The following is a 13,674-nucleotide window of genomic DNA, read 5'->3' as shown; positions in this document are numbered from 1 at the left end:
GGTGCCCCGATGTCGCAGAACCTAATCCACGTCGGGATGCCGCGGCCGACTCCTGGGATCCGCACATGCGCGCGCATTCGTCGAATGCGCGCAGAATCGCCTCCGAAACGATGAGATTCTGCGCGCGGATGACAAACGCGCGCGCGTTTGCGGGGACCGGGTGGTGCGGCGACCGGGTGGTGCGGCGACCGGGTGGTGCGGCGACCGGGTGGTGCGGCGACCGGGTGGTGCGGCGAGTGAGTTCCGGTGCACCCTCAGGTGCGCGAGAGGACCGATCGCGCGAAGAACACCAGGTTCGCGGGGCGTTCGGCAAGCCTGCGCATGAAGTAGCCGTACCACTGCGATCCGTACGGGACGTACACGCGTACTTTGCGTCCCGCGTCCACGAGTCGACGCTGTTCGGGATCGCGGATTCCGTACAGCATCTGGAACTCGAAGTCCTCGGACGATCGTCCCGCAGCCGACGCCAGCCTGTCCGCCGCCTCGATCATCTCCGGGTCGTGAGAGGCCACCATGGGGTAGCCGCAGCCGTTCATCAGGATCTGCAGGCATCGGAGGTAGGAGTCGGAGACCTCGCGTGCACCCTGGAACGCCACCGACGACGGTTCGTTGTACGCACCTTTGCACAGTCGGATACGAGATCTCGGCCCGGACAGGTCGTGGCAGTCGGCTTCGGTGCGCCGCAGGTAGGCCTGCAACACCGTGCCCAGGTCGGGGAAGTCGACGCGTAGTTCGCGGACGATCGACAGGGTCGAATCGGTGGTGGTGTGGTCCTCGGCATCGACCGTCACCCACACCCCGGCCGCGGCGGCGGCCGTACAGATCGTCCGTGCGTTCTCGAGCGCCAGAGTCCGGTCGATTCCCTGGCCGAGTGCGGACAGCTTGAGTGATATCTCGAGCGCGGTTGCATCGGCTTCTCGCGTCGAAAAGCGTTGTACAAGTGAGAGATAGGCGTCCACGGTTGCCTTCGCCTGGCCTCGGTCGGTGGTGTCCTCACCGAGGTAGTCCACCGAGACGAACCGGCCCGACGCCAGCAGGGCGTCGACTGCGCTGACGGCCGCGGGCTCGGATTCGCCCGCAACGAAGCGGTCGACGAGGGACCGGGTGGCGCGTAGACGTGTCACGGTCGCCTGCAGTTTGGGTGAACGTGCGGCCGCGAGCAGGGCCGGACGCAGCGGATTGCTCAGCAGGGTGGTCATCGCGTGCCCTCGCCTTCCTGATGCGGGTAGCCGTGAGTGGTCGGCGGGACGAACGTTTCCTTCACGGTGCGGGCCGAGGTCCACCGCAGCAGGTTCTGCGGTGAGCCCGCCTTGTCGTTGGTTCCCGACGCGCGGGCCCCGCCGAACGGTTGCTGTCCCACCACCGCGCCGGTCGGTTTGTCGTTGACGTAGAAATTGCCTGCGGCGAATCGCAGTGCCGCATGGGCCTGTTCGACGGCGGTGCGATCGGTGGCGATGACCGCTCCGGTCAACGCGTACTTCGATCCGGTGTCGACGGTGCGCAGTGTCTCGGCATAGGCGTCCGGCCTGCTGTCGTCGTAGACGTGCACGGCCAGGATCGGCCCGAAGTACTCGGTGGTGAAGGCCTCGTCGGTGGGGTCGTCCCCGAGAAGCACCGTGGGGGAGACGAAGTACCCCTCCGAGTCGTCGCAGGTACCACCGGCGGCGATGGTCAGGCCGGGAACGGACTTCGCTCGATCGAGAGCAGCTGCGTTGCGGTCGAACGCCTTTCGGTCGATGACGGCACCGCCGTAGTTGGACAGGTCGGTCACGTCGCCGTACTTCAGTGCCGAGACCTGCTCGATGAACCCGTCGCCCATCGAAGCCCACAGCGACTTCGGTACGAAGGCCCTCGACGCTGCCGAGCACTTCTGACCCTGGAAGTCGAAGGCACCGCGAATCATGGCGGTGGTCAGCACATCCGGATCGGCGGAGCTGTGCGCGACGACGAAGTCCTTGCCGCCGGTCTCACCCACGAGCCGTGGATACGAGTGGTAGTTCGAGATGTTGTTGCCCACCTCGCGCCACAGCGTCTGGAATGTCGCGGTGGACCCGGTGAAATGGATACCGGCCAGCCGTGGATCGGCAAGGGCCACTTCGGAAACCATCGGTCCGTCACCGAGAACCAGATTGATCACCCCCGGCGGAAGGCCTGCGGCTTCGAGCAACTGGAGCGTCAGATATGCAGCGACGGCCTGCGTGGGCGAGGGCTTCCACAGCACGGTGTTGCCCATCAGCGCAGGTGCGGTGGGCAGATTGCCTGCGATGGCGGTGAAGTTGAACGGGGTGATGGCGTAGACGAAGCCTTCGAGCGGACGGTATTCGACGCGATTCCACACTCCCGGTGCCGAGACCGGCTGCTCGGCGAGAATCTGCCGGGCGAACGCGACGTTGAACCGCCAGAAGTCGATCAGCTCGCAGGGTGCGTCGATCTCCGCCTGGTAGGCCGACTTGGACTGACCGAGCATCGTTGCCGCAGCTATTCTTTCGCGCCACGGACCGGACAGCAGATCGGCGGCTCGCAGGAACACCGCGGCGCGCTCGTCGAAGGGAAGCTCGCGCCACGCGGGGGCCGCTGCCGTCGCAGCATCGATGGCGTCGCGCACGTCCCGGTGGGTGGCACCGGTGAAGCCACCGATGACCGACGAGTGTCTGTGCGGTTCGACGACGTTCTCGACCGGGCCGTCGGCCTCTCGGTGAATGCCGCCGATGACCTGACGGATCTCGACGGGGGAACTCCGGAGCTCGTCCAATCGGCTGCGCAAGCGGGCCCGTTCCGGGCTTCCGGGGGCGTAGGTGTTGACCGGCTCGTTGATGGGGGTGGGGACGGATGTGACGGCGTCCATGGCTGCTCCTCGTCTTCGGTGTGTGCTGCTCATTGAAGTCCGATCCGCACCTCGTTCAATCAGCCCACCGGCCAAAGAATCGGTGATCTACTTGTCCGCATGGCCAACACTGTGTCGCTGCGTTCGATGCTGACCTCGCTGCACAGCGCTGTCGTCGAACTCGTCCTCGCGCCGGCAGGAACGGATATGGAGGTCGAGTCCGTCGCGCTGCTCGATGCCGACGACCTGCGGCTGCCTCCGGGAGCATCCTCCGATCTGACGCTGCTGGTGGGCGTGACCGAGGCCGACGTGGTGCGGTGGTTCGACGATCTCGCGTTGCGCCCGGTGGCGGATCGACCGCTCGCGGTGCTGACCAAGGTCGCCGCCTCGACTGCGCTGTCCCACGGTGCGCGGGAGGCAGGTATCGCACTGGTCGCGGTGCACCAGCAGACACGGTGGGAGCTGTTGCTGTCGATGATGCGGGGAGTTCTCGACCAGGTCCGTGCCCAGAGCTCCGACGACGGACTGTTCGGAGCCGATACCGATCTCTACGAACTCGCGCAGACGGTGGCGTCGCTGACGAAGGGCATGGTGAGCATCGAGGACGAGCGCTCACATGTGTTGGCCTACTCGGCATCCGACGACGCGGCCGACGAACTGCGGACCCTGTCGATCCTCGGACGCGAAGGTCCGGCCGACTACCTGCGCAGACTGCACGAGCGAGGTGTGTTCGATCGACTCCGCCGCACCGACGACGTGATCGACGTACCGGCCGATACCGAACTGGGAATTCGGCGACGCCTCGCGGTCGGGATACGTCGCATGCACGGGAGCGCGACGACTCTCGGGACGATCTGGGTGCAGGAGGGTGCCGCCCCGCTCGCCGCCGACGCCGACGCGGTACTGCGCGGTGCCTCGGCCGTCGCGGCTCGACTGATCACCCGCATCGCGAACGCCCCGACCAACGAGGCCCTGCAGATTCAGCGCCTGCTCGGTGCACGGGGTGGCGGTGTCGACGTCCCGTCGCTCGCGTCGGCACTGTCGATCCCCGCCTCGGGATCGGCGGCGGTCGTCGGATTCGCTGCCTGCGGGGAATTCGAGATCAGCGCCCTGGCACCGTCTATCCGATTGCACGCCAGCGCTTTTCGCCGTGACTCGTTGGTCACCACCATCGGTGAGAGGATCTACGCACTGTTTCCCGGGGTGGCGTCGGGCACGGGGATCGCGGCGTGGACCGCCGATGCCGTCGGGCGAATCGAGACGCGCACCTCGCTGGCGTTGCGCGCTGCGGTCGCCGCACCGATCGCCGATCTCGACGGGGTGGCCGTGGCCAGATTCGAGGTCGACCGAGTGCTCGACGGCACCACCGGCGAGGTGCGGGTCACGACGCTCGAGGAGTCGAGAACCTCCGTGCTGCTGGGCGAAATCCTGGAACTGATCGCCAATCACGAACAGCTACGAGACCCGCGCATCACCGCCCTCGACCGATACGACGCGACCAACGACTCCAGAATGCGCGAGAGTCTCGAGTCGTACCTGGCGTGTTTCGGTGACGTTCGGGCGGCCGCCGAGCGACTGCACATCCACCCGAACACCCTGCGCTACCGCATTCGCCGCGTCGAGCAGATCCTGGACCTCGATCTCGGCGATTCCGATGCTCGCCTGTTGGTGGAACTGCAGCTGCGCATGTGAGAGCGGCTTCGCCGCACGTGAGCGGAAATTCGTAGCCGGCTACGAATTTTCATGCACGTGCGGCACCGGTGCTCGACCTGATCACCAGGCTCGGTTCGATGCTCGAACGCATGGTGCTTCGATTTCCGGTGTCGATCTGGTCGAGCAGAATCTCGACGCTCCGGATGCCGACGTCGGTGAACTCCTGGCGGATGGTGGTCAGGGGCGGCGAGAAGAATTCCGCGTCGGGAACGTCGTCGAAGCCGACCACACTGACGTCCTGCGGTACTCGCCTGCCGTGGACGTCCAGTGCGCGAAGCACCCCGAGCGCCATGGAGTCGTTGCCTGCGAACACCGCGGTGACGTCGGCGTTCCCGGCCAGTTCGCTGCCGGCCTCGAACCCCGATCTCGCGGTCCAGTCGCCGCCGAGAGTGGGCGGTGGCTCCACGCCGGCATCCTCGTGGGCCATCCGCCACCCGGTGACGCGATCGGTGGCCTCGTACCACCCCAGCGGCCCGGCAACGTGCCACACGGCGCGGTGCCCGAGCGAGAGCAGGTGCGCGGTTGCGGCCTTGGCTCCGGCGATCTGATCGACCGAGACCACGGCCAGATCACCGGCGGGCGAACCCTCGACGGCCACCAGCGGCAGCTCCCCGGCCAGATCGGCGATGTCGCCGCCGTCGGTGCGCAGTGGCGCGATGACGACCACGCCGTCGACGCCCTGCTTCTGCAACCGGCGCACGCAGGTGATGATCGCCGATTCGTCGAAGGAGGTGGGGACGGCGACCACCACCGAGTAGCCGGCGTGGCGTGCTGCGTACTCGACGCTGTAAAGGGTCGAGACCGGGCCGTACAGAGCGTTTCCGGTGCCGACGATTCCGATGGTCTTGCTGCGGCCGGTCACCAGAGCACGAGCGGCGGTGTTGGGGCGGTATCCGAGCTCCGAGATCGCCCGATCCACTTTCGTTCGCGTCGCCTCGGTCACGTTGGGATGACCGTTGATGACGCGGGAGACGGTCTGGTGGGACACACCTGCGAGCCGGGCGACATCGGTCATGGCTGGTCCGCGTGTCGGCGTCATCGTCGTGCTGCTCCTCTCGCGTCGTCGAAGACAATCACAGCATGCCGGGTCCCTCGGCGCCCGCGAACATGCACGTCAGGTGGGTGTGTTCACCGCCGTGCCGGTCGTGGTGGGCGCAGGCTTGCCCTGCTCGGCACCGGTGAACATCTCGGCGGGCACGGGCACACCGAGATAGCTGCTCGGGGGCGCGGCTTTGTCGCCCTTGTTGCCCTTGCCGCTCGCTGCTCGACGCTTGGTCCAGATGTCGAACGCAACCGCCGCGAGCAGGACCAGGCCCTTGACCAGCTGAACGCGCTCACTGGGCGAGCCGATGAGCGACATTCCACTGTTGATCACGGCGATGATCAGCCCGCCGGTGAGTGCGCCGACGATGCGGCCGACGCCGCCCTGCACTGCCGCGCCGCCGATGAAGGCCGCCGCGATGGCGTCGAGCTCGAAGCCGTTGCCCGCGGTGGGTCCGGCCTGATTGAGTCGACCGGCGAAGATGATTCCGGCCAGAGCCGAGAGCACGCCCATGTTGACGAAGATCCAGAAGGTGACCGGCTTGACCTTGATGCCGGACAGCGAGGCAGCGTGGATGTTGCCGCCGATCGCGTACACGTGCCGACCGAACACCGTCTTGCCCGCGAGGGTGGAGTAGCCCATCACCAGCACGGCGAGCAGGATCAGTACGTACGGCAGGTTCTTGAACCGCGCCAGCTGCACCGCGATGGCGAGTACGAGAGCGGCAGCGAAGGCCATCTTGATCAGGAACAGCGGCAGTGCGTCCACGGTCTGGCCGTACTTCTGCCGACCCGTGCGAGATCGCCACTGGCCGAACACGATTCCGACGACGGCCACAATGGCGACGAGCAACGTGAAGATGTCGGCCCCACCCAGTGGTCCGAGTCCCACGTTGCCGAGGAAGCCGGGCAGGAAGCCGTTGGACAGGGTGCGGACCGGTCCGGGGAACGGCCCGATGCCCTGGTTGCCGAGAACGATGAGAGTGACTGCGCGGAAGACGAGCATGCCTGCCAGCGTCACGATGAACGCCGGTATGCCGAAGTACGCGACCCAATAGCCCTGCCAGGCACCGATCAGGCCGCCGACGATCAACGTGATGAGCACCGCCAGTGGCCACGGCACGTTCTGTTGAACCATGAGGACACCGGCGATGGCACCGGTGGCCGCGACGACCGAGCCGACGGACAGGTCGATGTGGCCCGCGATGATGATCACGACCATGCCGATGGCCAGGATGAGGATGTACGAGTTCTGCACCACCATGTTGCTGATGTTCTGCGGCACCAGAAGCTGACCGCCCGTCAGCACGGTGAACAGCACGATGATCAGCGCGAAGGCGATGAAGATTCCGCTCTGGCGAAGGTTGCGCGTGAGCAACCCCCGCACGGTCGACAACTGATTCATCGAAGTACTCCTGTTCCACGGGTCATGAGATGCATGAGCGATTCCTGGGTCGCGTCCTCGCGAGTGACCTCACCGGTGATACGGCCTGCCGACAGTGCATAGATCCGATCGCACAGCCCGAGCAGTTCCGGGAGCTCGGAGGAGATCACCAGGACCGCCTTCCCGGCGTCGGCGAGATCGTTGATGATCGAATAGATTTCGAACTTCGCGCCGACGTCGATTCCTCGTGTCGGTTCGTCGAGAATGAGCACATCGGGATCGCTGAAGATCCATTTGCTCAACACGACCTTCTGCTGATTGCCGCCGGAGAGTTTGCCGACCACGGCGGCCACGTTCGGTGCCTTGATGTTCATGCTCTTGCGGAAACCCTCGGCGACCTTGAACTCCTGGTTGTCGTCGACGAAGCCTCCCGTCACCAGCTTGTCCAGGGCGGCGGTGGAGATGTTGCGCTTGATGTCGTCGATCAGATTGAGGCCGTACCGCTTTCGGTCCTCGGTGGCGTAGGCGATCCCGTGATGGATGGCATCGTTGACCGACTTGACGTGAATTTCCTTGCCGTACTTGTACAGTCGCCCCGAGATGTCGATGCCGTAGCTTCGGCCGAAGACGCTCATGGCCAACTCGGTGCGTCCGGCACCCATCAAGCCGGCAAGACCGACGATCTCCCCGCGGCGCAGACTGAGATTCGCCTTGTCGACAACGGTCCGGCCGTGTTGCGTAGGACTGTGCACGGTCCAGTCCTCGATGCGCAGAACTTCCTCTCCCACGGTCGATTCGTGCGGCGGAAACCGGTGCTCGAGATCGCGGCCGACCATGAGCGAGATGATGCGATCCTCGGTGACGTCCGGGTCTCGCATATCCAGGGTCTTGATGGTCCGGCCGTCACGGATGATCGTCGTCCGGTCCGCGATGGCCGCGATCTCGTTGAGCTTGTGCGAGATGATCACGCACGTGATGCCCTCGTCCCGCAGACCGCGTAGCAGGTCGAGGAGGTGAGCGGAATCCGAATCGTTCAGTGCCGCAGTCGGTTCGTCGAGAATCAGCAGCGTCACGTCCTTGGACAACGCCTTGGCGATCTCGACGAGCTGCTGCTTGCCGACACCGAGGTCGCTGACGACGCTGACGGGGTTCTCCCGCAGCCCTACCCGGTTCAGTAGGGCTGCGGCCTCGGAATTGGTGCGGTTCCAGTCGATGAACCCGCGCTTGGACCGCTCGTTGCCGAGAAAGATGTTCTCGGCGATCGAGAGGTACGGACTCAGTGCGAGTTCCTGATGGATGATGACGATGCCCTCGGCCTCGCTGCCCCGGATGTCGGAGAACTCGCACGGCTTACCGTCGAACACGATGTCGCCGTCGAAGGTGTCGTGTGGATACACACCCGACAAGACCTTCATGAGCGTCGACTTGCCTGCGCCGTTCTCGCCGCAGATCGCGTGGATTTCGCCGCGATTCACCGAGAGAGTGACGTCCTGTAGAGCCTTGACGCCGGGAAAGGTCTTGGTGATGCCACGCATCTCCAGGATCGGGCTCGTCATCGCCGAACTCACTTCAACTGATCCTCGGTGTAGTAGCCACCCTCGACCAGCAGCTTCTCGTAGTTGTCCTTGTAGACGATCTCGGGCTGCAGCAGGTACGCGGGAACGACCTTGTCGCCGTTGTCGTAATCGGTGGTGTTGTTGGTCTCGGGCGTCTGACCGTCGAGCATGGCCTGAGCCATCGCGATCGTGACCTCGGCCAGCTGACGGGTGTCCTTGTAGATCGTGGAGTACTGCTCACCGGCGATGATGGACTTCACGGACGGCACCTCGGCGTCCTGTCCGGTGACGATCGGGTACGGCTGCCCTGCTGTTCCGTATCCGTTGCTCTTGAGTGCGGAGAGGATGCCGATGGACAAGCCGTCGTACGGCGAGAGCACGCCCTGCACCTTCTGGCCGGAGGAATACGTCTTGGTGAGCAGATCCTCCATGCGCTTCTGGGCGGTGGCCGGATCCCAGCGCAGTGTCGCAGCCGTCTCGAAATCGGACTCGCCGCTGCCGATCTTCAGAGTTCCCTTGTCCAGGTACGGCTTCAGGGTGTCCATGGCACCGTCGAAGAAGAAGGTTGCGTTGTTGTCGTCGGGCGAACCGGCGAAGACCTCGATGTTCAACGGGCCGGCCGGGGCATCGGCCTTGTCGGTGCCGTCCTCGTTCTTCAGGCCGAGACCGACGAGAAGTGACGTGGCCTGGTCGACGCCGACCTTGTAGTTGTCGAACGTCGCGTAGTAGTCGACGTTGGGCGAGTTACGGATGAGGCGGTCGTAGGCGATGACGCCGATGCCGTTGTCCTTTGCTTCCTGCAGCTGGGTGGTGATGGCGGTGCCGTCCACGGAGGCCACGATGAGAAGCTTTGCGCCCTGGGTGATCTGGTTCTCGATCTGGTTCACCTGGGTGGGAATGTCGTTCTCGGCGTACTGCAGATCGACCTTGTAGCCCTGCCCCTCCAGCGCGCTCTTCAGGTTGTCGCCGTCGGCGATCCATCGAGCCGAGGATTTCGTCGGCATCGTGACGCCGATCAGGGCGCCCGCCGTGCTTCCGCCTTCGGCCGGAGCCTGGTCCGCGGTCTTGGTGCTCGATCCACACGCGCCGAGCGTGAGGGTGAGCGCCACCGCGGCTGCGGCGATGGATAGGTGTCGAAACTTCATCGTTTCTCCCTGCGTAGTGGAGTAGACCGTGAAGCGGGGTCCGCCGGGGTGTCCCGTGTGGTTCGCATCACATCAAGACGAAAGTGTGAGCGATAACATCGGCATTGTCAAAGATTTCATTTTTGCACCCACGTGACCAGTGTGAGCGCTAACATCGGCCGACCCGAGAACGCCCGGGACGTACCCGTGGGACGGGTCAGTGCAGTTCGTGCACCGACTGCTTGCCGCTCTTGAGCCACCGACTCGGAAGTCGCCCGACCAGCTCTCCCAGCGGATGTACCGCGGCCGAAAGGATCTCCACGGAATCCTGCAGGATGTCGATCGAGATGCTCATCCGCTCGATGTTGGGGGCCACCGACGTCAACGTCTCCGAGAGCTTGACCAACTGATCGAGTGGGCCACCCTTGGCGGTCAGTCGCTCGATGGCTCCGTCCTCGGCGAGGAGCGTTTCGAGGATGCCCTCCTCGGCGATGGCGCGTTCGATGAGGCCGTCCTGACGCGTGAGCACCTCGAGCGGACCGTCCTTGGCCGTCAGTCGTTCCAGCGGTCCGTTGGTGGCGGTGATGCGGTCCAGCAGACCGCCTTCGGCGAGCAGTCGTTCGAGCGGTCCGTCCTCGGCGAGCAGCCGGTCCAGGGGTCCGCCGGGGGCCAGGATTCGCTCGACCGGGCCGCCAGGGGACAGCAGCCGCTCGAGGGTGCCGTCCTCGGAGGTGAGGCGGTCCACGACGCCACCCTGGGCGAGCAGGCGATCGAGTGGCCCGCCTTCCTTGAGGGCGTTGCCCAGGGCGCGGTCGTCGGAGGTGAGCTGGCCGAGCTGGGCCAGCAGTTGCATCGTGCCGCCGCGCGGGTTGGCGAGCGAGGCGACACCAGCGGTGCCCGACGCACCGGTGGCCAAGGCCATCCTGGTGGTCGCCAGAGCGACCTCCGCGACGCCGATCGCCTGTTCGGCGATGGCAATTCCGGCGCGCGCGGGCAGTGTGATCGCTGACACCCAGTTCATCGTTTTACTGTAACTGCTCGTAGCCCGGAAAATCAGTGAAGAACCTTCAGTCCGACGACGCATCCGACGATGCCGACCAGAAGCGCAACCTTGAGCAGCGAGGCGGATTCGGCACCGGTGATCATCGCGTACGCGACGGTGAGGGTGGCACCGATTCCCACCCAGACGGCGTAGGCGGTGCCGGTGGGCAACGATCGCATCGCGATCGCGAGTCCGATCATGCTGAGCACCACCGCGACGCCGAAGACGACGGACGGTCCGAGTTTGGTGAAGCCCTCGGACTTACCGAGTGCGGTTGCCCAGATCGCTTCGAGGACGCCGGAGACGACGAGAATCAGCCAAGCCATGAGAAATCACTCCTTGCACCGTCTTGTCGCTGTTCGGGTACGGTGCGCTCGTCCGATTGTCGGAAGTGACTTGTACGATCGTACCAATTTGTGTGCACGGTGGCCATGGCGTCAGTAGGCGTACGTGTTCGCCGGTGCCTCGATCCGCGCGACCGCCGACACCGTCATCGTGGGTGTGAACGACGTGTCCTCGGTCGCGGTCGCCGCGTCGACCGTCCCCGAGATCTCCAGCCAGGTGCCGTCCGGAATGTCGTCGAGAGCCGCGCTACCTGCGTCGAGATGGATGCGAACGGACCTGGCGTCGGCCGCGCAACAGATGATGAGAATGCGGGCGAGGTCGAGGCCCTCTCTCGTGCCGTCGGCGCGCGGCGAGCCTCCGTTCGCGGTGGCGACGGCGAATCCGGTGACGCGAATCTCCCGTCCGTCCAGGCTGCCTTCGGTGTCCCTGACCGCGCGTTGTACGACATCGAGCAGCGGAACCTCGGGCGCGTACTCGTCCGGCAGGGGTGGAAACGCCGTCCTCTGACGATCGGCCGCCGAGGTGACGGATCGGTCACCCACTGCCGAGACTCCCAGCGCGGGCGGTGCGACGAACTGGATGACCGCGAGCGGGACCAGGAGCAGCCAGTACGGTCGCGAATCATGGTCGTGTCCGTCGTCTCCGGGCCCACCGCGGCGGATGTCGGCGACGATCGACGCGATCGCCAGGGCGGCGATCAACACCCCGGCGGTCAGCAGATACGGATGCAGTGACGGTTTGACGTATCGCACAAAGCTTCCGTCCACCGAGATCTTGACCGTGGCTCCGCCGAGGAGCAGCAGCAGCAGATTCTGTACCTCGCGTCTCATCGCACACCCAGGAACACGTAGCCGCTCACCGAGGCGCACACGATCGCCACGACGAAGGTCAGGGGAGCGAAGCGAGCCACGAAGCCGCGTCCGAAGCTGCCCGCCTGCATCGCCATCAGCTTCACGTCGACAGCTGGTCCCACCACCAGGAAGACCAGCCGCGGCAGCAGCGGCAGCATCGACATGCTCGCCGCGACGAACGCGTCGGCCTCCGAGCACAGCGCCAGGACCACCGCGAGGACGGCCATCACCAGGATCGACAGCAACAACTGGCCGGCGAGATGGGCGAACACCCAGTCGGGGACCACCAGATGGAGCAACGCGGCGGCCGCTGCTCCGAACACGAGAAAGGCTCCGGCCTGCAGCAGGTCCGCACGCGCGGACTCACGGAACGTCTCCCACTTCGAGGTGCCGTGCCGGTGTTCGCGATCGGCGAGGCGAGCGGTGATCCACTCGGCCTTGCCGAACCTTGTCCACAGCCGGCCCATCACCAGAGCGGTGGCGAGCGAGCCGAAGAACCGCGCGAGAACCATCGCCGGCTCGCCGGGAAAGGCCACCGCGGTGGAGACCAGGACGACGGGGTTGATCGCCGGTGCCGAGAGCAGAAACGCCAGGGCTGCAGACGTCGGAACACCCTGATCCATCAGCCGGCGCGAAACGGGAACGGCACCGCACTCGCAACCGGGCAACGCCATTCCCGCCAGTCCGCTCACTCCGACGGCAGCGGTGGCGTTCTTCGGCACCACCTTCTGCAGCACCGCGGGCGAGACGAACGCGGCGATGCCTCCGCTGACGAGCACTCCGAGCACCAGGAACGGCGTCGCCTGCACGAAGATCCCGGTGAACACCGTCGCTCCGGTCCGCAGTGCAGGGGACGAGTCGACCCACCGGGCCACGTCGGCACCGAACGCGATGCCCAACACGAGCAGAGTTGCGAATACGTGCATGGATGACACGAGAGGCCGAACCCTGGTGCGGGTGCCCGGGTTCGCGTCGACCATGGTGCTGCCATCATGCCTCCTCGTCGGGGGCTCACAGCAACCTCACAGCGAGAGTCCAGCGAACGGGCAGCATCTCGCGCGATGATGGACACCGTGAGCGAGACACCCGAGGCCCGAGTCCTGATCGTCGACGACGAACCGACGATCGTCGAACTGCTGTCGGTCAGCCTCAGGTACCAGGGATTCGAGGTGGCGACGGCGTCGTCCGGCCCCGAGGCATTGGACAAGGCCCGCAACTTCAGGCCCGAGGCTCTCATTCTCGACGTGATGATGCCCGGCATGGACGGCTTCGGTCTGCTGCGTCGGCTGCGGGCGGACGGAATCGATGCGCCCGCACTGTTCCTGACCGCACGAGACTCCGTGGAGGACAAGGTGACCGGGCTGACCCTCGGTGCGGACGACTACGTGACCAAGCCGTTCTCGCTCGAGGAGGTGGTGGCCCGACTCCGGGTGATCCTGCGCCGTTCGGGCAAGAGCGAGGACGCGCAGCCCTCCCGAGTTGCGTTCGCGGACATCGAACTCGACGACGACACCCACGAGGTCTGGAAGGCGGGCGAGCCGGTCTCGCTCTCGCCCACCGAATTCACACTGCTGCGGTACTTCATGGTCAATGCGGGAACGGTACTGAGCAAGCCGCGGATTCTCGATCACGTGTGGCACTACGACTTCGGCGGAGAAGTGGGAGTGGTGGAGTCCTACGTGTCCTATCTGCGCCGCAAGGTCGATACGGGCGACACCCGATTGATCCACACGTTGCGGGGCGTCGGCTACGTCATGCGCCAGCCACGGTGACGGGCATTCGAGGTCGGATTCG

The 13,674-nt window shown here is 65.5% G+C and carries 12 protein-coding genes and 1 riboswitch; of the genes, 2 read left to right on the top strand and 10 right to left on the bottom strand.

Annotated elements, in window-relative coordinates; translation table 11 throughout:
• Positions 1–254: 254 nt before the first annotated feature.
• Both CH306_RS04495 and pruA read right to left on the bottom strand, forming a co-directional pair.
• Entirely contained in the window at positions 255–1,199 is a 945-nt protein-coding gene (locus CH306_RS04495) for a proline dehydrogenase family protein (RefSeq protein ID WP_094645760.1), read from the bottom strand.
• A complete protein-coding gene (gene pruA, locus CH306_RS04490) occupies positions 1,196–2,845 on the bottom strand; it encodes an L-glutamate gamma-semialdehyde dehydrogenase (RefSeq protein WP_094645759.1) in 1,650 nt (549 codons plus the stop codon). The genes CH306_RS04495 and pruA overlap by 4 nt, the downstream gene beginning before the upstream one ends.
• A 99-nt stretch (positions 2,846–2,944) precedes the next feature.
• On the opposite strand from pruA, the gene CH306_RS04485 reads away from it, so the two are divergent.
• A complete protein-coding gene (locus CH306_RS04485) occupies positions 2,945–4,516 on the top strand; it encodes a PucR family transcriptional regulator (RefSeq protein ID WP_094630410.1) in 1,572 nt (523 codons plus the stop codon).
• A gap of 49 nt (positions 4,517–4,565) precedes the next feature.
• Here CH306_RS04485 and CH306_RS04480 read toward each other — a convergent pair whose 3' ends face one another.
• The 8 genes from CH306_RS04480 to CH306_RS04445 all read right to left on the bottom strand — a co-directional run bounded on the left by CH306_RS04480 (position 4,566) and on the right by CH306_RS04445 (position 12,806).
• A complete protein-coding gene (locus tag CH306_RS04480) occupies positions 4,566–5,576 on the bottom strand; it encodes a LacI family DNA-binding transcriptional regulator (protein ID WP_045196742.1) in 1,011 nt (336 codons plus the stop codon).
• 75 nt (positions 5,577–5,651) lie between these two features.
• Positions 5,652–6,983: a multiple monosaccharide ABC transporter permease gene (mmsB, locus tag CH306_RS04475; RefSeq protein ID WP_094645758.1), complete on the bottom strand. Its 1,332-nt coding sequence runs from the start codon at positions 6,981–6,983 to the stop codon at positions 5,652–5,654.
• Positions 6,980–8,518, bottom strand: coding sequence for a multiple monosaccharide ABC transporter ATP-binding protein (gene mmsA, locus CH306_RS04470; RefSeq protein WP_094645844.1), 1,539 nt, complete (start codon positions 8,516–8,518; stop codon positions 6,980–6,982). Before mmsA ends, mmsB begins: the two co-directional genes overlap by 4 nt.
• Before the next feature lie 8 nt (positions 8,519–8,526).
• Positions 8,527–9,663, bottom strand: a complete 1,137-nt coding sequence (gene chvE / locus CH306_RS04465; RefSeq protein ID WP_032395966.1) for a multiple monosaccharide ABC transporter substrate-binding protein — start codon at positions 9,661–9,663, stop codon at positions 8,527–8,529.
• 196 nt (positions 9,664–9,859) lie between these two features.
• Entirely contained in the window at positions 9,860–10,663 is an 804-nt protein-coding gene (locus CH306_RS04460; protein WP_037194493.1) for a hypothetical protein, read from the bottom strand.
• Positions 10,664–10,695: 32 nt separating this feature from the next.
• Positions 10,696–11,010 carry a DMT family transporter gene (locus CH306_RS04455; RefSeq protein WP_094645757.1) on the bottom strand — a complete coding sequence of 105 codons (315 nt, stop codon included), beginning with the start codon at positions 11,008–11,010 and terminating at the stop codon, positions 10,696–10,698.
• 12 nt (positions 11,011–11,022) lie between these two features.
• A riboswitch (guanidine-III (ykkC-III) riboswitch) is annotated at positions 11,023–11,085 on the bottom strand.
• Between the two features lie 36 nt (positions 11,086–11,121).
• The gene (locus tag CH306_RS04450; protein WP_094645756.1) at positions 11,122–11,859 is read right to left on the bottom strand and encodes a TIGR03943 family putative permease subunit; all 738 of its coding nucleotides are present in this window, start codon (positions 11,857–11,859) and stop codon (positions 11,122–11,124) included.
• The gene (locus CH306_RS04445) at positions 11,856–12,806 is read right to left on the bottom strand and encodes a permease (RefSeq protein WP_256981029.1); all 951 of its coding nucleotides are present in this window, start codon (positions 12,804–12,806) and stop codon (positions 11,856–11,858) included. Before CH306_RS04445 ends, CH306_RS04450 begins: the two co-directional genes overlap by 4 nt.
• Before the next feature lie 138 nt (positions 12,807–12,944).
• On the opposite strand from CH306_RS04445, the gene CH306_RS04440 reads away from it, so the two are divergent.
• Positions 12,945–13,652: a response regulator transcription factor gene (locus CH306_RS04440; RefSeq protein ID WP_032396315.1), complete on the top strand. Its 708-nt coding sequence runs from the start codon at positions 12,945–12,947 to the stop codon at positions 13,650–13,652.
• The last annotated feature ends 22 nt before the right edge of the window (positions 13,653–13,674 follow it).

Origin of the sequence: Rhodococcus sp. 15-725-2-2b (genome assembly GCF_002259075.1) — a bacterium.
Lineage (GTDB): Bacteria > Actinomycetota > Actinomycetes > Mycobacteriales > Mycobacteriaceae > Rhodococcoides.
This window is presented reverse-complemented; position numbering and strand designations above follow the sequence as displayed.

Excerpts from the sequence above, each read along its gene's own strand:
- chvE (WP_032395966.1), bottom strand. The coding sequence starts at position 9,663 with ATGAAGTTTCGACACCTATCCATCGCCGCAGCCGCGGTGGCGCTCACC.
- CH306_RS04440 (WP_032396315.1), top strand. The coding sequence starts at position 12,945 with ATGGACACCGTGAGCGAGACACCCGAGGCCCGAGTCCTGATCGTCGAC.
- CH306_RS04455 (WP_094645757.1), bottom strand. The coding sequence starts at position 11,010 with ATGGCTTGGCTGATTCTCGTCGTCTCCGGCGTCCTCGAAGCGATCTGG.
- CH306_RS04485 (WP_094630410.1), top strand. The coding sequence starts at position 2,945 with ATGGCCAACACTGTGTCGCTGCGTTCGATGCTGACCTCGCTGCACAGC.
- CH306_RS04480 (WP_045196742.1), bottom strand. The coding sequence starts at position 5,576 with ATGACGCCGACACGCGGACCAGCCATGACCGATGTCGCCCGGCTCGCA.
- CH306_RS04495 (WP_094645760.1), bottom strand. The coding sequence starts at position 1,199 with ATGACCACCCTGCTGAGCAATCCGCTGCGTCCGGCCCTGCTCGCGGCC.
- mmsA (WP_094645844.1), bottom strand. The coding sequence starts at position 8,518 with ATGACGAGCCCGATCCTGGAGATGCGTGGCATCACCAAGACCTTTCCC.
- CH306_RS04445 (WP_256981029.1), bottom strand. The coding sequence starts at position 12,806 with ATGCACGTATTCGCAACTCTGCTCGTGTTGGGCATCGCGTTCGGTGCC.
- CH306_RS04460 (WP_037194493.1), bottom strand. The coding sequence starts at position 10,663 with ATGAACTGGGTGTCAGCGATCACACTGCCCGCGCGCGCCGGAATTGCC.
- CH306_RS04450 (WP_094645756.1), bottom strand. The coding sequence starts at position 11,859 with ATGAGACGCGAGGTACAGAATCTGCTGCTGCTGCTCCTCGGCGGAGCC.
- mmsB (WP_094645758.1), bottom strand. The coding sequence starts at position 6,983 with ATGAATCAGTTGTCGACCGTGCGGGGGTTGCTCACGCGCAACCTTCGC.
- pruA (WP_094645759.1), bottom strand. The coding sequence starts at position 2,845 with ATGGACGCCGTCACATCCGTCCCCACCCCCATCAACGAGCCGGTCAAC.